15 protein-coding genes are annotated in these 14,598 nt (G+C 75.4%); 10 read left to right on the forward strand and 5 right to left on the reverse strand.

Going from position 1 to position 14,598, the window contains the following annotated elements; genetic code table 11:
* Positions 1–3 precede the first annotated feature (3 nt).
* Positions 4–486 (reverse strand): hypothetical protein, encoded by a 483-nt coding sequence (locus tag ACK8HX_RS06135; RefSeq protein WP_411939775.1) that lies wholly within the window; start codon positions 484–486, stop codon positions 4–6.
* A gap of 133 nt (positions 487–619) precedes the next feature.
* Between ACK8HX_RS06135 and ACK8HX_RS06140 the strand changes: the two genes are divergently transcribed.
* From ACK8HX_RS06140 to ACK8HX_RS06160, 5 genes are read left to right on the forward strand one after another with little or no spacing between them, the layout of a single operon-like run.
* Positions 620–1,915, forward strand: coding sequence for an acyl-CoA dehydrogenase family protein (locus ACK8HX_RS06140; protein WP_411939776.1), 1,296 nt, complete (start codon positions 620–622; stop codon positions 1,913–1,915).
* Complete coding sequence (locus tag ACK8HX_RS06145) at positions 1,912–2,721, forward strand: SDR family NAD(P)-dependent oxidoreductase (RefSeq protein ID WP_411939777.1); 810 nt, start codon at positions 1,912–1,914, stop codon at positions 2,719–2,721. The genes ACK8HX_RS06140 and ACK8HX_RS06145 overlap by 4 nt, the downstream gene beginning before the upstream one ends.
* Positions 2,718–3,818, forward strand: coding sequence for a phosphotransferase family protein (locus ACK8HX_RS06150; RefSeq protein WP_411939778.1), 1,101 nt, complete (start codon positions 2,718–2,720; stop codon positions 3,816–3,818). Before ACK8HX_RS06145 ends, ACK8HX_RS06150 begins: the two co-directional genes overlap by 4 nt.
* Before the next feature lie 26 nt (positions 3,819–3,844).
* Positions 3,845–4,597 carry an SDR family oxidoreductase gene (locus tag ACK8HX_RS06155; protein ID WP_411939779.1) on the forward strand — a complete coding sequence of 251 codons (753 nt, stop codon included), beginning with the start codon at positions 3,845–3,847 and terminating at the stop codon, positions 4,595–4,597.
* Between the two features lie 3 nt (positions 4,598–4,600).
* Positions 4,601–5,563: a 2-hydroxyacid dehydrogenase gene (locus tag ACK8HX_RS06160; protein WP_411939780.1), complete on the forward strand. Its 963-nt coding sequence runs from the start codon at positions 4,601–4,603 to the stop codon at positions 5,561–5,563.
* Between the two features lie 30 nt (positions 5,564–5,593).
* Here the strand turns inward: ACK8HX_RS06160 and ACK8HX_RS06165 are convergent, their stop codons facing one another.
* Complete coding sequence (locus tag ACK8HX_RS06165) at positions 5,594–6,031, reverse strand: pyridoxamine 5'-phosphate oxidase family protein (protein WP_411939781.1); 438 nt, start codon at positions 6,029–6,031, stop codon at positions 5,594–5,596.
* Positions 6,032–6,160: 129 nt separating this feature from the next.
* Between ACK8HX_RS06165 and ACK8HX_RS06170 the strand changes: the two genes are divergently transcribed.
* The 3 genes from ACK8HX_RS06170 to ACK8HX_RS06180 are packed head-to-tail and all read left to right on the forward strand — an operon-like array spanning position 6,161 to position 8,200.
* Positions 6,161–7,366 carry a flavin-containing monooxygenase gene (locus tag ACK8HX_RS06170; protein WP_411939782.1) on the forward strand — a complete coding sequence of 402 codons (1,206 nt, stop codon included), beginning with the start codon at positions 6,161–6,163 and terminating at the stop codon, positions 7,364–7,366.
* A 35-nt stretch (positions 7,367–7,401) separates the two neighbouring features.
* On the forward strand, positions 7,402–8,019 hold the full coding sequence (locus tag ACK8HX_RS06175) for a nucleoside/nucleotide kinase family protein (RefSeq protein ID WP_411939783.1): 618 nt from the start codon (positions 7,402–7,404) through the stop codon (positions 8,017–8,019).
* 22 nt (positions 8,020–8,041) lie between these two features.
* Positions 8,042–8,200 (forward strand): hypothetical protein, encoded by a 159-nt coding sequence (locus ACK8HX_RS06180; RefSeq protein WP_411939784.1) that lies wholly within the window; start codon positions 8,042–8,044, stop codon positions 8,198–8,200.
* Between the two features lie 36 nt (positions 8,201–8,236).
* On the opposite strand, the gene ACK8HX_RS06185 is transcribed toward ACK8HX_RS06180, so the two are convergent.
* Positions 8,237–9,553, reverse strand: coding sequence for a saccharopine dehydrogenase family protein (locus ACK8HX_RS06185; protein WP_411939785.1), 1,317 nt, complete (start codon positions 9,551–9,553; stop codon positions 8,237–8,239).
* 50 nt (positions 9,554–9,603) lie between these two features.
* Between ACK8HX_RS06185 and ACK8HX_RS06190 the strand changes: the two genes are divergently transcribed.
* Entirely contained in the window at positions 9,604–10,836 is a 1,233-nt protein-coding gene (locus ACK8HX_RS06190) for a glucose-1-phosphate adenylyltransferase family protein (RefSeq protein ID WP_411939786.1), read from the forward strand.
* A 34-nt stretch (positions 10,837–10,870) separates the two neighbouring features.
* Here the strand turns inward: ACK8HX_RS06190 and xylB are convergent, their stop codons facing one another.
* The gene (gene xylB, locus ACK8HX_RS06195; RefSeq protein ID WP_411939787.1) at positions 10,871–12,316 is read right to left on the reverse strand and encodes a xylulokinase; all 1,446 of its coding nucleotides are present in this window, start codon (positions 12,314–12,316) and stop codon (positions 10,871–10,873) included.
* Between the two features lie 152 nt (positions 12,317–12,468).
* A complete protein-coding gene (locus tag ACK8HX_RS06200) occupies positions 12,469–13,518 on the reverse strand; it encodes an SGNH/GDSL hydrolase family protein (protein ID WP_411939788.1) in 1,050 nt (349 codons plus the stop codon).
* 181 nt (positions 13,519–13,699) lie between these two features.
* Between ACK8HX_RS06200 and ACK8HX_RS06205 the strand changes: the two genes are divergently transcribed.
* Positions 13,700–14,590: a sucrase ferredoxin gene (locus ACK8HX_RS06205; RefSeq protein WP_411939789.1), complete on the forward strand. Its 891-nt coding sequence runs from the start codon at positions 13,700–13,702 to the stop codon at positions 14,588–14,590.
* Positions 14,591–14,598: the final 8 nt, after the last annotated feature.

Consider the following 14,598-nt stretch of genomic DNA (forward strand, 5'->3'; position numbering starts at 1 on the left):
CGGTCAGCCGTCGCGCCGGGCCTCCCGGCGAGCGTCGTGGCCGTCCTCGCCGCCCTCGCCGTCCCGGTGCCGGGCCTCGGACTCGAGGCGCTCGGCCCGCATCCGTGCCGCGTACCGGCCACCTCGTTCGGCCGTCGAGGCGTCGGGGTCGTGCCGGTCGGCTTCCCGGAGGGTCTCGTCGCGCTCCTGCCGCAGGCTCCGGGCGCTGCTCAGGCGTTCCTGGGCGAGCTCGGTGAGGCGCTCGGCCTCGAGCCGCTGCCGGGCCGCCTCCGCCTCGGCCAGCTGGGCCTGCGCCTGCACCTTGGCGGCGTGGGCCTCCTCCTGGCGCATCCGCCGGTCCCGTGCCGCGGCCTCGTCCCGCAGCTGGCCGGCCGTCGTCCGCTTCCGGTCCGTGTGGCGCGAGCCCGTGCGGGACCTGACGAGGACGGCGACGACGAGGACGACGAGGAGGGCGGCGACGAGCCAGACGACGGAGGTGGTGTCCATGGGCTGCTCCTGACGGGTGACGGCAGTGGGCGCGCGGCGTGCAGGTCCGCCCGTGCGTGGCCTGCCCCGTACCCGGTCCGCGCCGGGACAATCCCCCGGCGACTCCTCGGGACGTGCGGTCTAGGGTCGCTCCATGGACTTCGCACCGTCGCCCCGGGCCGCCGACCTCGCGCGCCGGGTCCGCGAGTTCGTCGACACCGAGGTCGCGCCGGTCGAGGCCGGGCTCGTCCGTGACGTCGCCGCCCGGAGGGCGCGCGGCGAGGACCCGTGGCCACCCACCGCCGCCGTGGAGGACCTGAAGACCAAGGCGCGAGCCCTGGGCCTGTGGAACCTCTTCCTCCCGGCCGGCCACGGCGACGCCTGGGCGGAGCGGTTCGGCACCGACGGCGGCACCGGCCTCACGAACGCCGACTACGCGAGCGTCGCGGAGCAGACCGGCCGCTCGACCCTCGCCCCGCTCGTCCTCAACTGCAACGCCCCCGACACCGGGAACATGGAGGTGCTGCTCCAGTACGGCACCCCCGAGCAGCAGGAGCAGTGGCTCGTGCCCCTGCTCGACGGCCGCCTGCGCAGCGCCTTCCTCATGACCGAGCCCGGCGTCGCCAGCTCGGACGCCACGAACATGCGCGCGACCGCCCGGCTCGACGGCGAGGACGTGGTCCTCGACGGGCGCAAGTGGTGGTCGACCGGTGCCGGGCACCCCGACTGCCGCCTCGGCATCTTCATGGGGCTCACCGACCCCGCCGCCCCCCGGCACGCGCAGCACTCGATGGTCCTCGTCCCGCTCGACGCCCCGGGCGTTCGGGTCGAGCGGATGCTGAGCGCCCTGGGCCACTTCGACGAGCCGCTCGGCCACGGCGAGGTCTCCCTCGAGGGGGTCCGGCTGCCGCAGGGCGCGATCCTCGTGGGCCCGGGCCGGGCATCCGAGATCGCCCAGGGCCGCCTCGGCCCGGGCCGGGTCCACCACTGCATGCGCCTCGTCGGCCTCGCCGAGAAGGCCCTCGAGCTCGCCTGTGCGCGTTCCACGAGCCGGGTCGCGTTCGGCAGGCCCCTGGCCGACCTCGGCGGCAACCGGGAGCGCCTGGCCCGGGCCCGCATCGCCGTCAACCAGGCCCGCCTCCTCGTCCTCCACGCCGCGTGGAAGCTCGACACCGTCGGCATCCGCGGGGCGCTGAGCGAGGTCTCGGAGATCAAGGCCGTCGTCCCGCAGATAGCGTGCGACGTCATCGACCTCGCGATCCAGCTGCACGGCGGTGGCGGCATGAGCGAGGACTTCCCCCTCGCCGCCGCCTACGCCGGGGCCAGGAGCCTGCGGCTCGCCGACGGGCCCGACGAGGTGCACCTCGGCGTCGTCGCCCGACACCTGCTCCGGCCGTACACCGAAGCGGCACAGCACCGTTCGGCTGCGGCCGAGGGGTCGGGCCGATGACCCGCCGCGCCCTCGTCACGGGCGGTGCCTCCGGCCTCGGCCTCGAGCTGGCCCGCCTCATGGCGGCGCGCGGCGACCGCGTCCTCGCCGTCGACCTCGCGGACGAGCGACCCGACACCCTCCCCGACGGCGTCGACTACCGGCGGCTCGACGTCCGGTCCCAGCACGACTGGGACGCCGCCCTCGCGTGGGTCCGCGCGGAGTGGGGCGGACTCGACCTCCTCGTCAACAACGCCGGTGTCGCCACGGGTGGGCGGATCGACGTCGAGGCCATCTCCGACTGGGAGCGCGTCGTCGACGTCAACCTGCTCGGTGTCGCCCGCGGCTGCCACACGTTCACCCCGCTCCTCAAGGAGCAGCGCGCGGGGCACATCACCAACGTCGCCTCCCTGGCCGGCCTGGTCCACGGACCGGGGATGGCGAGCTACAACGCGACGAAGGCCGGCGTCGTGGCGATCAGCGAGACGCTCCTCTTCGAGCTGTCCCCGTGGGGGATCGACGTCTCCGTCGTGTGCCCGGCGTTCTTCCGCACCAACCTCCACGAGTCGTTCTCCGGCAAGGACGCCGCGATGCAGGAGGCCGGTGTCCGCCTCATCACCCAGGCCAAGGAGGACGCCGCCGCCATCGCGCGCATCGTCCTTGACGGCATCGACGCGCGCAAGAAGGTCATCCTCACCGAGCGCCTCGGACGGCAGGCCTGGCTCACGAAGCGGTTCGCGCGGCCGGTGTACGAGCGGGCCATGCTCGCGCAGGCGAAGCGGCTGGCCCGCAAGGGCGGCCAGGACCCGGCGGAGTTCCTCCCGTGAGCGTCGCACCCGCCCCCGGGGCAGCGCCGGTGCGCGCCGAGGACGCCTTCGACGTCGAGCGGGCCGCCACCTGGATCCGCGAGAACGCTTCCGACACAGCGGGTCTCGGCACCACCCCGGAGGTCACCCAGTTCGTCGGCGGGGCGAGCAACCTCACCTACCTGCTGCGCTACGAGGGCGGTCCCGACGCCGGCGGCCGCGACCTCGTCCTCCGCCGCCCACCGTCCGGCACCAAGGCCAAGGGTGCCCACGACATGCGGCGCGAGCACGACCTCCAGGCCGCGCTCGCCCCGTCCTTCCCCCTCGTGCCGACGATGGTCGGGTACTGCGGTGACGACGGCGTCATCGGCTCGGAGTTCTACGTCATGGACCGCGTCGTCGGGACGATCCTGCGGCGCGACGTCCCGGACGACCTCGGGCTCGACCGAGACAGCGTGAACCGACTGTGCCGCAACGCCGTCGACACCCTCGTCACCCTCCACGAGGTCGAGCTGAACGCGTCCGGGCTCGGCGCCCTCGACCGCGGCGACGGGTACGTGCGGCGACAGGTCGAGGGCTGGGCCACCCGCTACCGGCGTGCCCGCACCCCCGACGTCGGTGACTTCGAGGCGACGATGGCGTGGCTCGACGCCCACCAGCCGGCCGACCTCCCGCACGTCCTCGTGCACAACGACTTCCGCTTCGACAACCTCGTCCTCGCCCCCGGCGACCCCACGCGCGTCGTCGGCGTCCTCGACTGGGAGCTCGCCACGGTCGGCGACCCGCTCATGGACCTCGGCTCGGCCCTCGCCTACTGGGTGCAGGCCGACGACGACGCGCCCTCGCTCGCGATCCGGTTGCAGCCGACCCACGCCCCCGGGATGATGACGCGCGCCGAGGTGGTCGAGCACTACCTGCGGGCCCGCTCGCTCGACGTCACCCCTGGGCAGTGGCGCTTCTACGAGGTGTTCGGCGCCTTCCGCCTCGCCGGCATCGCCCAGCAGATCCACTACCGCTTCCACCACGGACAGACGACGAACCCCGCGTACGGCGCGTTCGGCGACGTCGTCCGCATCCTCGACGCCCGCTGCACCCGGCTCATCGCCGGCGCCCCCTGACCCGTGACCCCGGAGGAGCCCCTCTCATGCCCACCACACTCATCACCGGCGCGAGCTCCGGCCTCGGCGCAGAGATGGCCCGCCAGCTCGCCGCACGCGGCCACGACCTCGCCCTCTGCGCCCGCCGCACCGAGCGCCTCGAGGGGCTGCGCGAGGAGATCCTCGCCGCGAACCCGGGCCGCCGGGTCGAGCTGCGCGCGCTCGACGTCCTCGACGACGACGCGGTGTTCGAGGTGTTCCGGGCCTTTCGCGACGACTTCGGCACCCTCGACCGCGTCATCGTCAACGCCGGCCTCGGCAAGGGCGCCCCGCTCGGGACCGGCCGCTACGACGCGAACCGGCAGACCGCGATGACGAACTTCGTCGCCGCGCTCGCCCAGACCGAGGCCGCCATGGAGATCTTCCGCGCCCAGAAGCGGGGGCACCTCGTCATGATCTCGTCCGTGACGGCCATGCGCGGCATGCGCAAGACGATCACCACCTACGCCGCCACGAAGGCCGGTGTCGCCTCGCTCGCCGAGGGCGTCCGCAACGAGATGCTCGGCGAACCCGACCTCGACATCCGCGTCTCGACGATCTACCCCGGCTACATCCGCAGCGAGATGAACGAGCGCGTCACGCACACCCCCTTCATGGTCGACACCGAGACCGGCGTGCGCGCCATGGTCGACGCCATCGAGAAGGAGAAGGCCAACGCCCTCGTGCCGGCGTGGCCCTGGGTGCCGCTCGGGAAGGCGATCCGCCACCTGCCGCTGCCGATCGTCCGCCGGCTGGTCTGAGCAATGGCCCGGGTCGTCCTCACCGCGCGCGTCCCCGGGGGTGCGGCCGGGCGCCTCGCGGCCGCCCACGACCTCGTCCACCGCGACGTCGACTCCCCGACGCCGCGCGCCGAGCTCCTCGCCGCGGTCGCCGGCGCCGACGCGCTGGCCTGCATGCTCGTCGACCGGGTCGACGACGAGCTGCTCGACGCCGCCGGGCCGGCGCTGAGGGTCGTCGCGAACGTCGCCGTCGGACACGACAACGTCGACGTCGCCGCCTGCCGGGCCCGCGGCGTCGTCGTCACGAACACCCCGGGCGTCCTCACCGACGCGACGGCCGACCTCGCCATCGCCCTGACGCTGATGACGACGCGCCGCCTCGGCGCGGCCGAGCGGCGAGTGCGCACGGGGGAGCCGTGGGGGTGGAGCATGACCGGTGGCCTCGGAACAGGCCTGCGCGGCAAGGTGTTCGGCGTCGTCGGCCCGGGAGCCATCGGCCTCGCGACGGCCCGGCGGGCGGTGGCGCTCGGGATGGAGGTCGCCCTCAGCGGCCGGTCGGAACCGGACCCGGTCGCCGTGGACCGGCTCGGGGCGCGGGTGGTCGGCCTCGACGAGCTGTTCGAGACCGCCGACGTCGTCTCGCTCCACTGCCCCCTGACCCCCCAGACCCACCACCTCGTCGACGCCGGGCGCCTGGCCTCGATGAAGCCGAGCGCCCACCTCGTCAACACCGCCCGCGGCCCGGTCGTCGACGAGGCCGCCCTCGTCCGGGCGCTCGAGGCCGGGGTCATCGCCGGCGCCGGCCTCGACGTGTTCGAGGACGAGCCCCGCGTCCACCCGGGCCTCCTCGCGCGCGAGGACGTCGTCCTCCTGCCGCACGTCGGGTCGGCGACCGTCGAGACGCGGGCGGCGATGGCCGACCTCGCGGCCGACAACGTCCTCGCCGTGCTCGCCGGCCAGGAGCCGCTCACGCCCGTGCGCGGCTGAGCCCCGTGCGCCCCGCGGTGGTGATCGTCGTCAGGCGGTCTCGTGCGGTCGCAGGTGCCGCCACGGCCGGGTGAGCTCGAAGCGGCGCCCGGTCAGCTCGTCGACCTCGATCGCCACGACGTGGTACTTCGCGGTGTCGACCCACGGGCGCAGGGGCAGCTGGTCGGTGGCGTCGGCCTCGGCGCCGTGGAGCTCGTGGGCCCGGCCGCGCAGGACGACGCTGCGCGCCTCGTCCTCGGCGACCGTGTCGATCTCGAAGGCGACGTCGGCGCTCATCGTCATCCCGAGGAGCTTGCTCCCCTCGGCGGTGCGGATGACGATGCGGCGGTGCCCGTCGAGCGCGTAGTTGACCGGCACGAGGTGGACCTCGTCGGCCAGGTGGTACGCGAGCCGGCCGAACTCGTCGTCGTGGAGCATCTCCCAGCACTCCTCCTCGGAGAGCTCGGTGACCGGGTCGTGGTCGGACATGGTGGCCTCCCTTCGTCTTTCTACGACACAGCGTAGTTGTCAGGGTGGCGGTCACGCGAGACCCCGAGACCGGGATCACGCGCCCCGGCCAGGATCCGGCCCCCGACCGGGCGGGGGTAGCGTGCCCGCGTGGACCACGTCGACGTCGTCGTCATCGGAGCCGGGCCGGGGGGCCTGGCCGTCGCCGCCTCGCTGAAGGCCAGGGGGGTCCGGGCCCTCGTCGTCGACAGGGCACCGGTCGTCGGCCAGTCGTGGCGCACCCACTACGACCGCCTCCACCTCCACACCCCGCGGCGCTGGTCGGGACTGCCGGGCCTGCCGATCCCGCGCCGCTACGGCCGGTGGGTCGCCCGCGACGACGTCGTCGCCTACCTCGAGCAGTACGCCGCGCACCACGGCCTCGCGACGCGGCTCGGTGTCGCCGTCGAGGCGGTCGAACGGGCTGATGACGCGGCGCCGCCGGGAGCGCGCTGGCGCGTCCGCCTCGCTGACGGGTCGGCGCTCACCGCGGGCGACGTCGTCGTCGCGACCGGCTACAACCACACCCCGGTCGTGCCCGACTGGCCCGGCCTCGACGGCTTCACCGGCGAGGTCGTCCTCGCCCGCGACTACCGCAACGGCCGCCCCTTCGCGGGGCGCGACGTCCTCGTCGTCGGCACCGGCAACACCGGCACCGAGATCGCCACCGACCTCGCCGAGCACGGCGCCACCCGGGTCTGGCTCGCGGTCCGCACGCCGCCGCACATCCTCCCGAGGACGCGGCTGGGCTGGCCGCAGCAGGGCACCGGCATCCTCGTGCGGCGCCTCCCCCCGCGCCTCGTCGACCGGCTCGCCAACGCCCTCGCCGTGGTGCAGGAGCCCGACCTCACCGCGTTCGGGATGCCGAGGGCGGGGGCCGACCTCTACTCGCGGGTCCTCGCCGGGCGGGTCCCGGTGCAGGACGTCGGGGTCGTCGCGGCCATCCGGGCGCGCCGGGTCGAACCCGTCGCGGCGGTCGAGCGGGTCGAGGGCGCGGAGGTCCTGCTCGAGGACGGCACCCGGCTGCGGCCCGACGCGCTCCTCCTCGCCACCGGCTACCGCACCGGGCTCGACGCGCTCGTCGGGTCGCTCGGCGTCCTCGACGACCGCGAGCGGCCGGTCGTCCACGGCGCGCACGAACCGCCCGGCGCCGCGGGCCTGTGGTTCACGGGGTTCACCAACCCGATCTCGGGGATGCTGCGCGAGCTGCGGATCGACGCCGAGCGGATCGCCGCCCGGATCGCCTCCCGGACGGAGGGCTCACCGTCTGCCTTCTCTGGCGCCGGGCCCGCGTCCTCGTCGCGGGCCGCGCGGTGACCGGCGGCGACGGCGCAGGGCTCCCGGCGGAGGACGTGACGCTCGACGACCTCGAGCGGGCGGCCGCCGACCTCCTGCGCGACGGGCGGCGCGTCCTCCTCGGGATCACCGGTGCGCCGGCGTCCGGCAAGTCGACGACGGCCGAGGCGCTGGCGGCCCGGTTCGCGGACGAGGCCGCGCTCGTCGGGATGGACGGCTGGCACCTCGCGCACACCGAGCTCGGGCGGCTCGGGCGGGTCGAGCGCAAGGGGGCCCCGGACACCTTCGACGCCGCCGGCTTCGTCGCGCTCCTCCGGCGGGTCCGCGCCGACGACGGCTCGGTCGTCTACGCACCGCAGTTCCGCCGCGAGGTCGAGGACGCCATCGCCGGCGCGCTCCCCGTGGGACCGGCGGCCAGGCTCGTCGTCGTCGAGGGGAACTACCTCCTCCACGACGAGCCACCGTGGGACGAGGTGCTCCCGATGCTCGACGCCTGCTGGTTCGTCGACGTCGACGAGGACCTGCGCCTGGCCCGGCTCGTGGCGCGGCACGTGCACTTCGGTCGCGGCGAGGACGAGGCCCGCGAGCGCTCGCTCGGCAGCGACCAGCGCAACGCCGAGCTCATCGCGCGCACCGCGTCCCGGGCGACCCGCGTCCTCAGGATCACCGACTGAGCCGCCGGCCGGTGGTGGGAGGATGCCGTCGACCGACGTCCTCGTCGAGGTCGCCGACTGGGAGTCCGTGCAGGCGCGGGCGGCCCACCTCGAGGCCGCCGCCGCGGGCGCCTACGCCCCGCTGCTCGACCTGGTGGCCGCGCCGTTCCGGGTCACCGTGCTCAGCCCCCTCGACGGGTGACCGGGGCCTCCGGGACGGCGCCGGAGCACGGTCGGGTCACCTGGTGGGTATCGGGCCGACGTCGAGGGTGAACCCGTGCTCGCGCAGCCGCTCCGCGAGGGTGAGGCCGATGCCGGTGGCCGGGGTGAGGACGCCCGCCGCGTCGGGCAGCCGGTCCCCGTCCTCGCACAGGGCGAGGGCGGCCTGGCCGAGCATCACGGCCGTGCCGCCGTAGCCGGGGTCGTACGGGGCGCCGACCACGGCCCGGTAGCGCGAGCCGTTCGTCGCCTCGGCGGTGACCTCCATCCGGAACCTCCCCGACCGCATCGTCTCGGCGCTCGGGCCCTCACCCGGCTTCGGGAGCAGGCGGTCGAGGACGGGGCGGGTCGGCGCGAACGACATCCCGGCGACCACGCCGAGCAGGGCGGCGGAGGTGACCGAGGCGTTGACCGCGCCCTTGACCCCGGGCCCGAAGTCGGAGAACTCGCCGTAGCGGAACCCTGCCCCGTACCCGAGCATCGAGGCCGACCGGGCGACGACGCGGCTGTTGAACTCCGCCATGACGAACGGTCCGGTGAACCTGCCGGTGTCGGGCTGGCGCCGGACCGGGGAGGCCTTGACCGCGCGCCCCACGAGACCCGCGACCGGCGCGGGCAGGCGGTCGACGAGACCGCCCGAGGACGCGGCACCCGCCTCGGACGTGACCGTGGGCACCGGGCGCGGTGGGCGTCCTCCGTCGGCGAGGGCCCAGGGGTCGGCGACGGCCCGCCGGGCCGCCGGGTCGGCGCGCAGCTCGGCGGCCTGGGTGCGCCCCGAGTCGACGGTCCCGCCGCTGAAGCCCCCCTTCATCGCCTTCACCGCGAGCCGCGTGCGGCCGAGCTCGGCCCCGTCGGCCCGGGCGGCCTCGGCGCACAGCAGCACGCCGAGGTCGCTCGGCACGGAGTCGAAGCCGCACGCGTGGACGATGCGGGCCCCGCTGGCCCGGGCGGTCTCGTGGTTGGCGGCGATGCTGCGGTGGACGAAGAGCGTCTCGCCGGTGAGGTCGGCGTAGTGCGTGCCGGCCTCGGCGCACGCGGCGACGAGCGCGGCCCCGAGCCTGAGGTACGGACCCACCGTCGTCGCGATGACGCGCGTGCGCGCCGCCAGGGCGGCGCACTCGTCGGGGTCGGTGGTGTCGACCGGGATGAGCGGCCAGCCGCGGGCGCCCTCGGGCAGCTCGCGCGAGAGCCGCTGGAGCCGGGTCAGCGAGCGGCCGGCGAGACCGATCCTCAGCCCTTCCGGTGCGCTCTCGGCGAGGTGATGGGCCGTGAGCCGGCCGACGAACCCCGTCGCGCCGACGAGGACGAGGTCGAGCTCGCGCGGTGAGTCACTCATCCCGCCACCCTAGGGGTCCGCTCGAGCGCCGGGTCAGGCACAGTGGGCCCATGCGGTCGTCCTCGAAGGTGCTGGCGGTCGTCCAGGCGGGCGGCCACGGCTCGCGGATGGACGTCCTCACGCGCGAGCGCGCCAAGCCGACCCTGCCGTTCGGCGGCTGCTACCAGCTCGTCGACATCGCGCTGTCGAACCTCGTCAACAGCGGCATCGACGACGTCTGGCTCTCGGTGCAGTACCAGGCCGGCTCGCTGCACCGGCACCTCGCGTCGGGCCGCCCGTGGGACCTCGACCGCACCCGCGGCGGGCTGCGCTGGCTGATGCCGGCCGAGGGCGGTGGCTCGCGGGCCGTCGACGGCTTCTCCGCCGGCAACGCCGACGACCTCCACCAGTACGCCGACGCCGTCCTCCGGTTCGGGGCGGACGCCGTGGTCGTCCTCAGCACCGACCAGGTGTTCGCGCTCGACCTGCGCCCCGTCGTCGAGCAGCACCTCGAGCGGGGGAGCGACTGCACGGTCGTCACCACCGAGGTGACCCCCACCCGGGCGGCGCAGAAGGACGTCGTCACGGTCGGGCGCGGTCAGCGCGTCACGGCGGTCGAGCACAAGCCCGACGAGCCGTCGGGCACGACGATCGCCGCAGAGGTGTTCGTCTTCGACCCCAAGGTCCTCGTGCGCACCCTCGACGAGCTGCGCCGCGAGCTCGCCCCGACCGACGAGGACGGCACGACGGGCCTGGGTGACTACGGCGAGCACCTCGTCCCCCGACTGGTCCGCGACGGCGCCGTGCACGTGTTCCCGCTCGACGGGTACTGGGCCGACCTCGGCACCCCCGCGGCGTACCTCGCCGCGCACCGCGACCTGCTGGCGGGGCGAGTCGACGCCCTCGGGCGCCCCGGCTGGCCCGTGCACACCAGGTGGCCCGAGCAGCCGGCCGCCCGCATCGACGCCGGCGCCGTCGTGGAGGACCCGCTCGTCAGCCCCGGCTGCCGGGTCCGGGGGACCGTGCGGCGCAGCGTCATCGGGCCGGCGGTCGTCATCGAGCCCGGCGCGGTCGTCGAGGACGCCGTGCTGTTCTCGGGGGTCGTCGTCGGGCGCGACGCCCGGGGCACGACGGCCGTACTCGACGAACGGGTGAGGGTGGAGGACGGGGCGCGGGTCGGTGCGGCGACCCGCGCCACGCGCCCCCACGACGACCACATCGCCGTCGTGGCCCGCGACTCGGTCATCGGGCGCGGCGTGGTCATCGAGCCGGGCGCGCGCCTCGAGCCCGGCACCACGGCCTGACACCTCGCCGGAGCAGGCCCGCTGGCCGGCGGAGTCAGCGGGCGTCGGGGTGGGTGGCGGTCACGAGATCCGCGTAGCGCTCGCGGACCTCGGCCCCACGGGCGAGGTCGCCCGGGTCGACCGTGACGTCGACGTCGACCGGCCACGCCGGGGGGCTGGCCGCCCCCGACAGCGCCCACGCCGCCTGGCGCGCCGCCCCTGCGGCGACGTACTCACCCGGTGCGGGCACGGCCACCGGCGCCCCGAACAGGTCGGGTGCGATCTCCTGCACCGCCTGCGACGCCGCGGCTCCGCCGACGAGGAGCACCCGCTCGACCGGGCAGCCGACCGCCCGCACCCGGTCGACGGCGTCGGCGAGCCCGAGGAGCATCCCTTCGACGACCGCGCGGGCGAGGTTCTCGGGGGTCGCGTTGGCGCGGGTCAGCCCGTGCAGGGACCCGGTGGCCGTCGGGAGGTTGGGCGTGCGCTCGCCGTCGAGGTAGGGCAGGAGGGTGAGGCCCCCGGCCCCGGGCTCCGCGGCGAGGGCCAGCCGGTCGAGCCCGGCGTGGTCGGTACCGAGAAGGGCGGCCCCGGCCGTGAGGACGCGAGCGGCGTTGAGCGTGCACACGAGCGGGAGGAAACCGCCCTCGGCGTCGGCGAAGGACTGGACGGCACCGGTCGGGTCGGCCGCCGCCCGGTCGTGGCGCGCGAAGGCGGTGCCGGACGTGCCGAGCGAGACGACGACGTCCCCGGGAGTGAGCCCGAGGCCCATCGCCGCCCCCATGTTGTCGCCCGTGCCGGCGGCCACGGCCATCCCGTGGATCCCGCTCCCCGCGTGGGCCGGGCTGTGCCCCACCGTCTCCGAGGGCGCGGCGACCCGCGGGACGTCGAGGTGCGCGCCCGCGTCCCCGACCGCGTGGCGCAGGAGGTCCTCGCGGTAGGAGCGCGTGCCCGCGGACCAGTAGCCGGTGCCCGACGCGTCGCCGCCGTCGGTGGTCCAGCCACCGCGCGCGCCGGCCTCCCCGAGGATCCGGCCGGTGAGCCAGTCGTGGGGGAGGACGCAGCGCACCGCCCGCCGGAGGTGGTCGGGCTCGTGCACCGCCATCCAGCGCAGCTTGCTGACCGTCGTGGCCGCGACCGGGACGACGCCGGTGGCGTCGGCCCAGGCCTGCGCGCCGAGCTCGTCGACGAGGTCGGCGGCGGCCCGCGCGGAGCGGGTGTCGTTCCACAGCAGGGCCGGACGGACCACCTCGTCGTGCTCGTCGAGGAGCACCATGCCGTGCTGCTGCCCGCCGACCGACACCGCCGCGACCCCGTCGAGGAGCCCGCCGGAGGTGGCCTCCTCCCAGGCCGACCACCAGTGCCGTGGGTCGACCTCGGTGCCGTCGGGGTGCGAGGCGCGCCCGCTGCGGACGACCTCGCCGGTCTCCGCGTCGCGGACGACGACCTTGCACGACTGGGTCGAGGTGTCGACCCCGGCGACGAGCGGTCGGTCGGTCATGCGTCCTCCTGGGGCGTGCGGCCTCGCGCGCCGGGTGCGACGACGGCCCGGTCCGATCCTCTCAGGGACCGGGCCGGGCCGTCATGACCGGACCACCGGGCGGGACCCCGCTCGACGAGTCCTCGGGTGTGGTCGTCTCGCGGGGGCCGGGGTCAGCGGACGGCGTGCTCCCGGGCCTGGATGGCGGCGTAGCGGCGGTCGGCGGCGTCGATGCTCGCCCGGCTCGACAGGTCGACCCCTGCCTTCGCGGCCGCGGCCTTCGCCTCCGGTGTCGTGAGGTCGGGTACGACGAACAGCTCCGGCGCGATCGACGCGTCGAGGGTCGCGTACTGGCGCTGCTGCTCGGCGAGCCGCTTCGAGGACCCCGCCGCCTTCGTCATCAGGGCGGGGCTCGCGGTGACGGTGGCGCCGGTGACGAGCGGGCTGACGACCGGGGTGTAGCCGCTGGAGTGGCCGGACCGGTTGGGGTGGTACGACTCGACGACCGGGTTCGAGAGCCCGTTGATGTACTCGACGTCGTCGCAGACGGCGTGGCCGACGAACCGCGAGGTCGGGTTGGCGAAGGAGAACCCGGCGGCGGAGGCGCGCCCGCTCGTCACGGAGTTGATGAGGTCGGCGGTGGCGTTGAGGCGCGTCATCTCGCTGCCCGAGAACCAGGTGAGCAGGTTGCAGTCCTCGCCGTTGAAGATCCGCGGGTAGCCGACGACCGTCACCTTCGCCTGCGGCGAGCGCGCCTTGATCTGCGCGTAGAGAGAGCTCAGGGCGGTCGGCAGGGTGTTGCGGATGTAGCTCTCGGCCTTGTCGATCGCCCCGTTGCAGTTGCTCAGCCAGGCCGGCTGGGCGCACGTGGTGAGGACGTCGACGAAGCCGGCGTCGTTGCCGCCGATCGAGATCGTCACGTAGTTCGTGCCGGCGCCGAGCGCGGAGAGCTGGGTGTTCGTGACGTCGGGGATCTTCGCGCCGGAGCACGCCCGGAAGTTCAGGGCGTACCCGCGGGCGGAGGCGATGAGCGAGGGGTAGGCGTACACCGACCGGAGGCACGAGGTGCCGTCGACGATGTAGCTGCGGGTCCCGGTGCCCGAGGAGTAGCTGTCGCCCAGCGCGACGTAGGAGGGGGCGGCGGCCGTGGCCGGCGCGGCGGAGACGACGAGGGCGGTCACCGCGGAGAGCGCGGCGGCGGCCAGGGCACGACGGTGGGCCATGGGACCTCCAGACGACGATGTGTGGATGGCGGCGACGCTACTCGCTGGTAGGCCGGTCGCGCCTGCCGAGCGGGACCGGGGGTGGAGGTCCCGCGGGCAGCGCCGGACGACGCGGCCGAGGGCGTGGCACCGCCGTGGACCTCCCGCCGGCCCGCGTGCCACCACCGCATAGCATCGCGGGATGGCCATGACCGACCTCTCGCGCTGCTCGGCGGCGTCGCGGCACCGCGCCGACCCGCAGGCGGGCACGGCACCCGTCGCGTCGCGGTGGCTGCTCGTCGAGCACCCCGGACCGTGGGCCAAGAAGCCGATGCAGACCCCGCCCCTCCTCGGCGCGCTGGGCCGGGAGGTCGAGGACGCGGCCGCCTCCTTCGGTGGCAAGGTCCTCCTCGTCCGCCGCCCGGGTCGCCGCGACGAGGGCGACGCACAGAACGCCTGGTACGCCGTCGACACCGTGCGCCGCACATGGGTCCGCGGCCTGTGGCGCACCTCCGACGACCTCCACACCGCCGCCCAGGCGCTCGGCTCGCCCCTCAGCGCGAGCGACGAGGACGCCGACCCGATGCTCCTCGTGTGCACGCACGGCGTCCGCGACGCCTGCTGCGCCGTGCGGGGCCGGCCCATCGTCGCCACCCTCGCCCGCGCGCTGCCCGACGAGGTGTGGGAGTGCACGCACCTGGGCGGGCACCGGTTCTCCGGCACGCTCCTGTCGCTGCCGGACGGGACCTGCCTCGGGCGACTCGACCCGGACACCGCGCTCGCCACCGTCACCTCGCTGCGGGAGGGCGCGGTCGACGCCGCCTTCCTCCGCGGTACCTCGCGCTGGATCCCACCGGTGCAGGCGGCCCTCGTCGCCGTGCTCGGGGCGCACGGGCCGGGCTCGGTCGACGACCTCGTCCCGGGGCTCGTCGAGGAGGACGGCGACCGCACGACGGTCGAGGTCCTCGGGCGCCGGGGGCTGCCGCCGCGCACCGTCGTCCGGGTCACGGCCGAGGCGCTGCCCGAGGCGCCGCTGTCGTGCGGTGACGAGGCCAAGGCGCACACGGCCTACCGCACCGAGCTCACGGGGTGACGCGGGCC

This window comes from Oryzobacter faecalis, from assembly GCF_046764005.1.
GTDB lineage: Bacteria > Actinomycetota > Actinomycetes > Actinomycetales > Dermatophilaceae > Oryzobacter > Oryzobacter faecalis.

Excerpts from the sequence above, each read along its gene's own strand:
- ACK8HX_RS06135 (WP_411939775.1), bottom strand. The coding sequence starts at position 486 with ATGGACACCACCTCCGTCGTCTGGCTCGTCGCCGCCCTCCTCGTCGTC.
- ACK8HX_RS06140 (WP_411939776.1), top strand. The coding sequence starts at position 620 with ATGGACTTCGCACCGTCGCCCCGGGCCGCCGACCTCGCGCGCCGGGTC.
- ACK8HX_RS06145 (WP_411939777.1), top strand. The coding sequence starts at position 1,912 with ATGACCCGCCGCGCCCTCGTCACGGGCGGTGCCTCCGGCCTCGGCCTC.
- ACK8HX_RS06155 (WP_411939779.1), top strand. The coding sequence starts at position 3,845 with ATGCCCACCACACTCATCACCGGCGCGAGCTCCGGCCTCGGCGCAGAG.
- ACK8HX_RS06160 (WP_411939780.1), top strand. The coding sequence starts at position 4,601 with ATGGCCCGGGTCGTCCTCACCGCGCGCGTCCCCGGGGGTGCGGCCGGG.
- ACK8HX_RS06165 (WP_411939781.1), bottom strand. The coding sequence starts at position 6,031 with ATGTCCGACCACGACCCGGTCACCGAGCTCTCCGAGGAGGAGTGCTGG.
- ACK8HX_RS06180 (WP_411939784.1), top strand. The coding sequence starts at position 8,042 with ATGCCGTCGACCGACGTCCTCGTCGAGGTCGCCGACTGGGAGTCCGTG.
- ACK8HX_RS06185 (WP_411939785.1), bottom strand. The coding sequence starts at position 9,553 with ATGAGTGACTCACCGCGCGAGCTCGACCTCGTCCTCGTCGGCGCGACG.
- ACK8HX_RS06190 (WP_411939786.1), top strand. The coding sequence starts at position 9,604 with ATGCGGTCGTCCTCGAAGGTGCTGGCGGTCGTCCAGGCGGGCGGCCAC.
- xylB (WP_411939787.1), bottom strand. The coding sequence starts at position 12,316 with ATGACCGACCGACCGCTCGTCGCCGGGGTCGACACCTCGACCCAGTCG.
- ACK8HX_RS06200 (WP_411939788.1), bottom strand. The coding sequence starts at position 13,518 with ATGGCCCACCGTCGTGCCCTGGCCGCCGCCGCGCTCTCCGCGGTGACC.
- ACK8HX_RS06205 (WP_411939789.1), top strand. The coding sequence starts at position 13,700 with ATGGCCATGACCGACCTCTCGCGCTGCTCGGCGGCGTCGCGGCACCGC.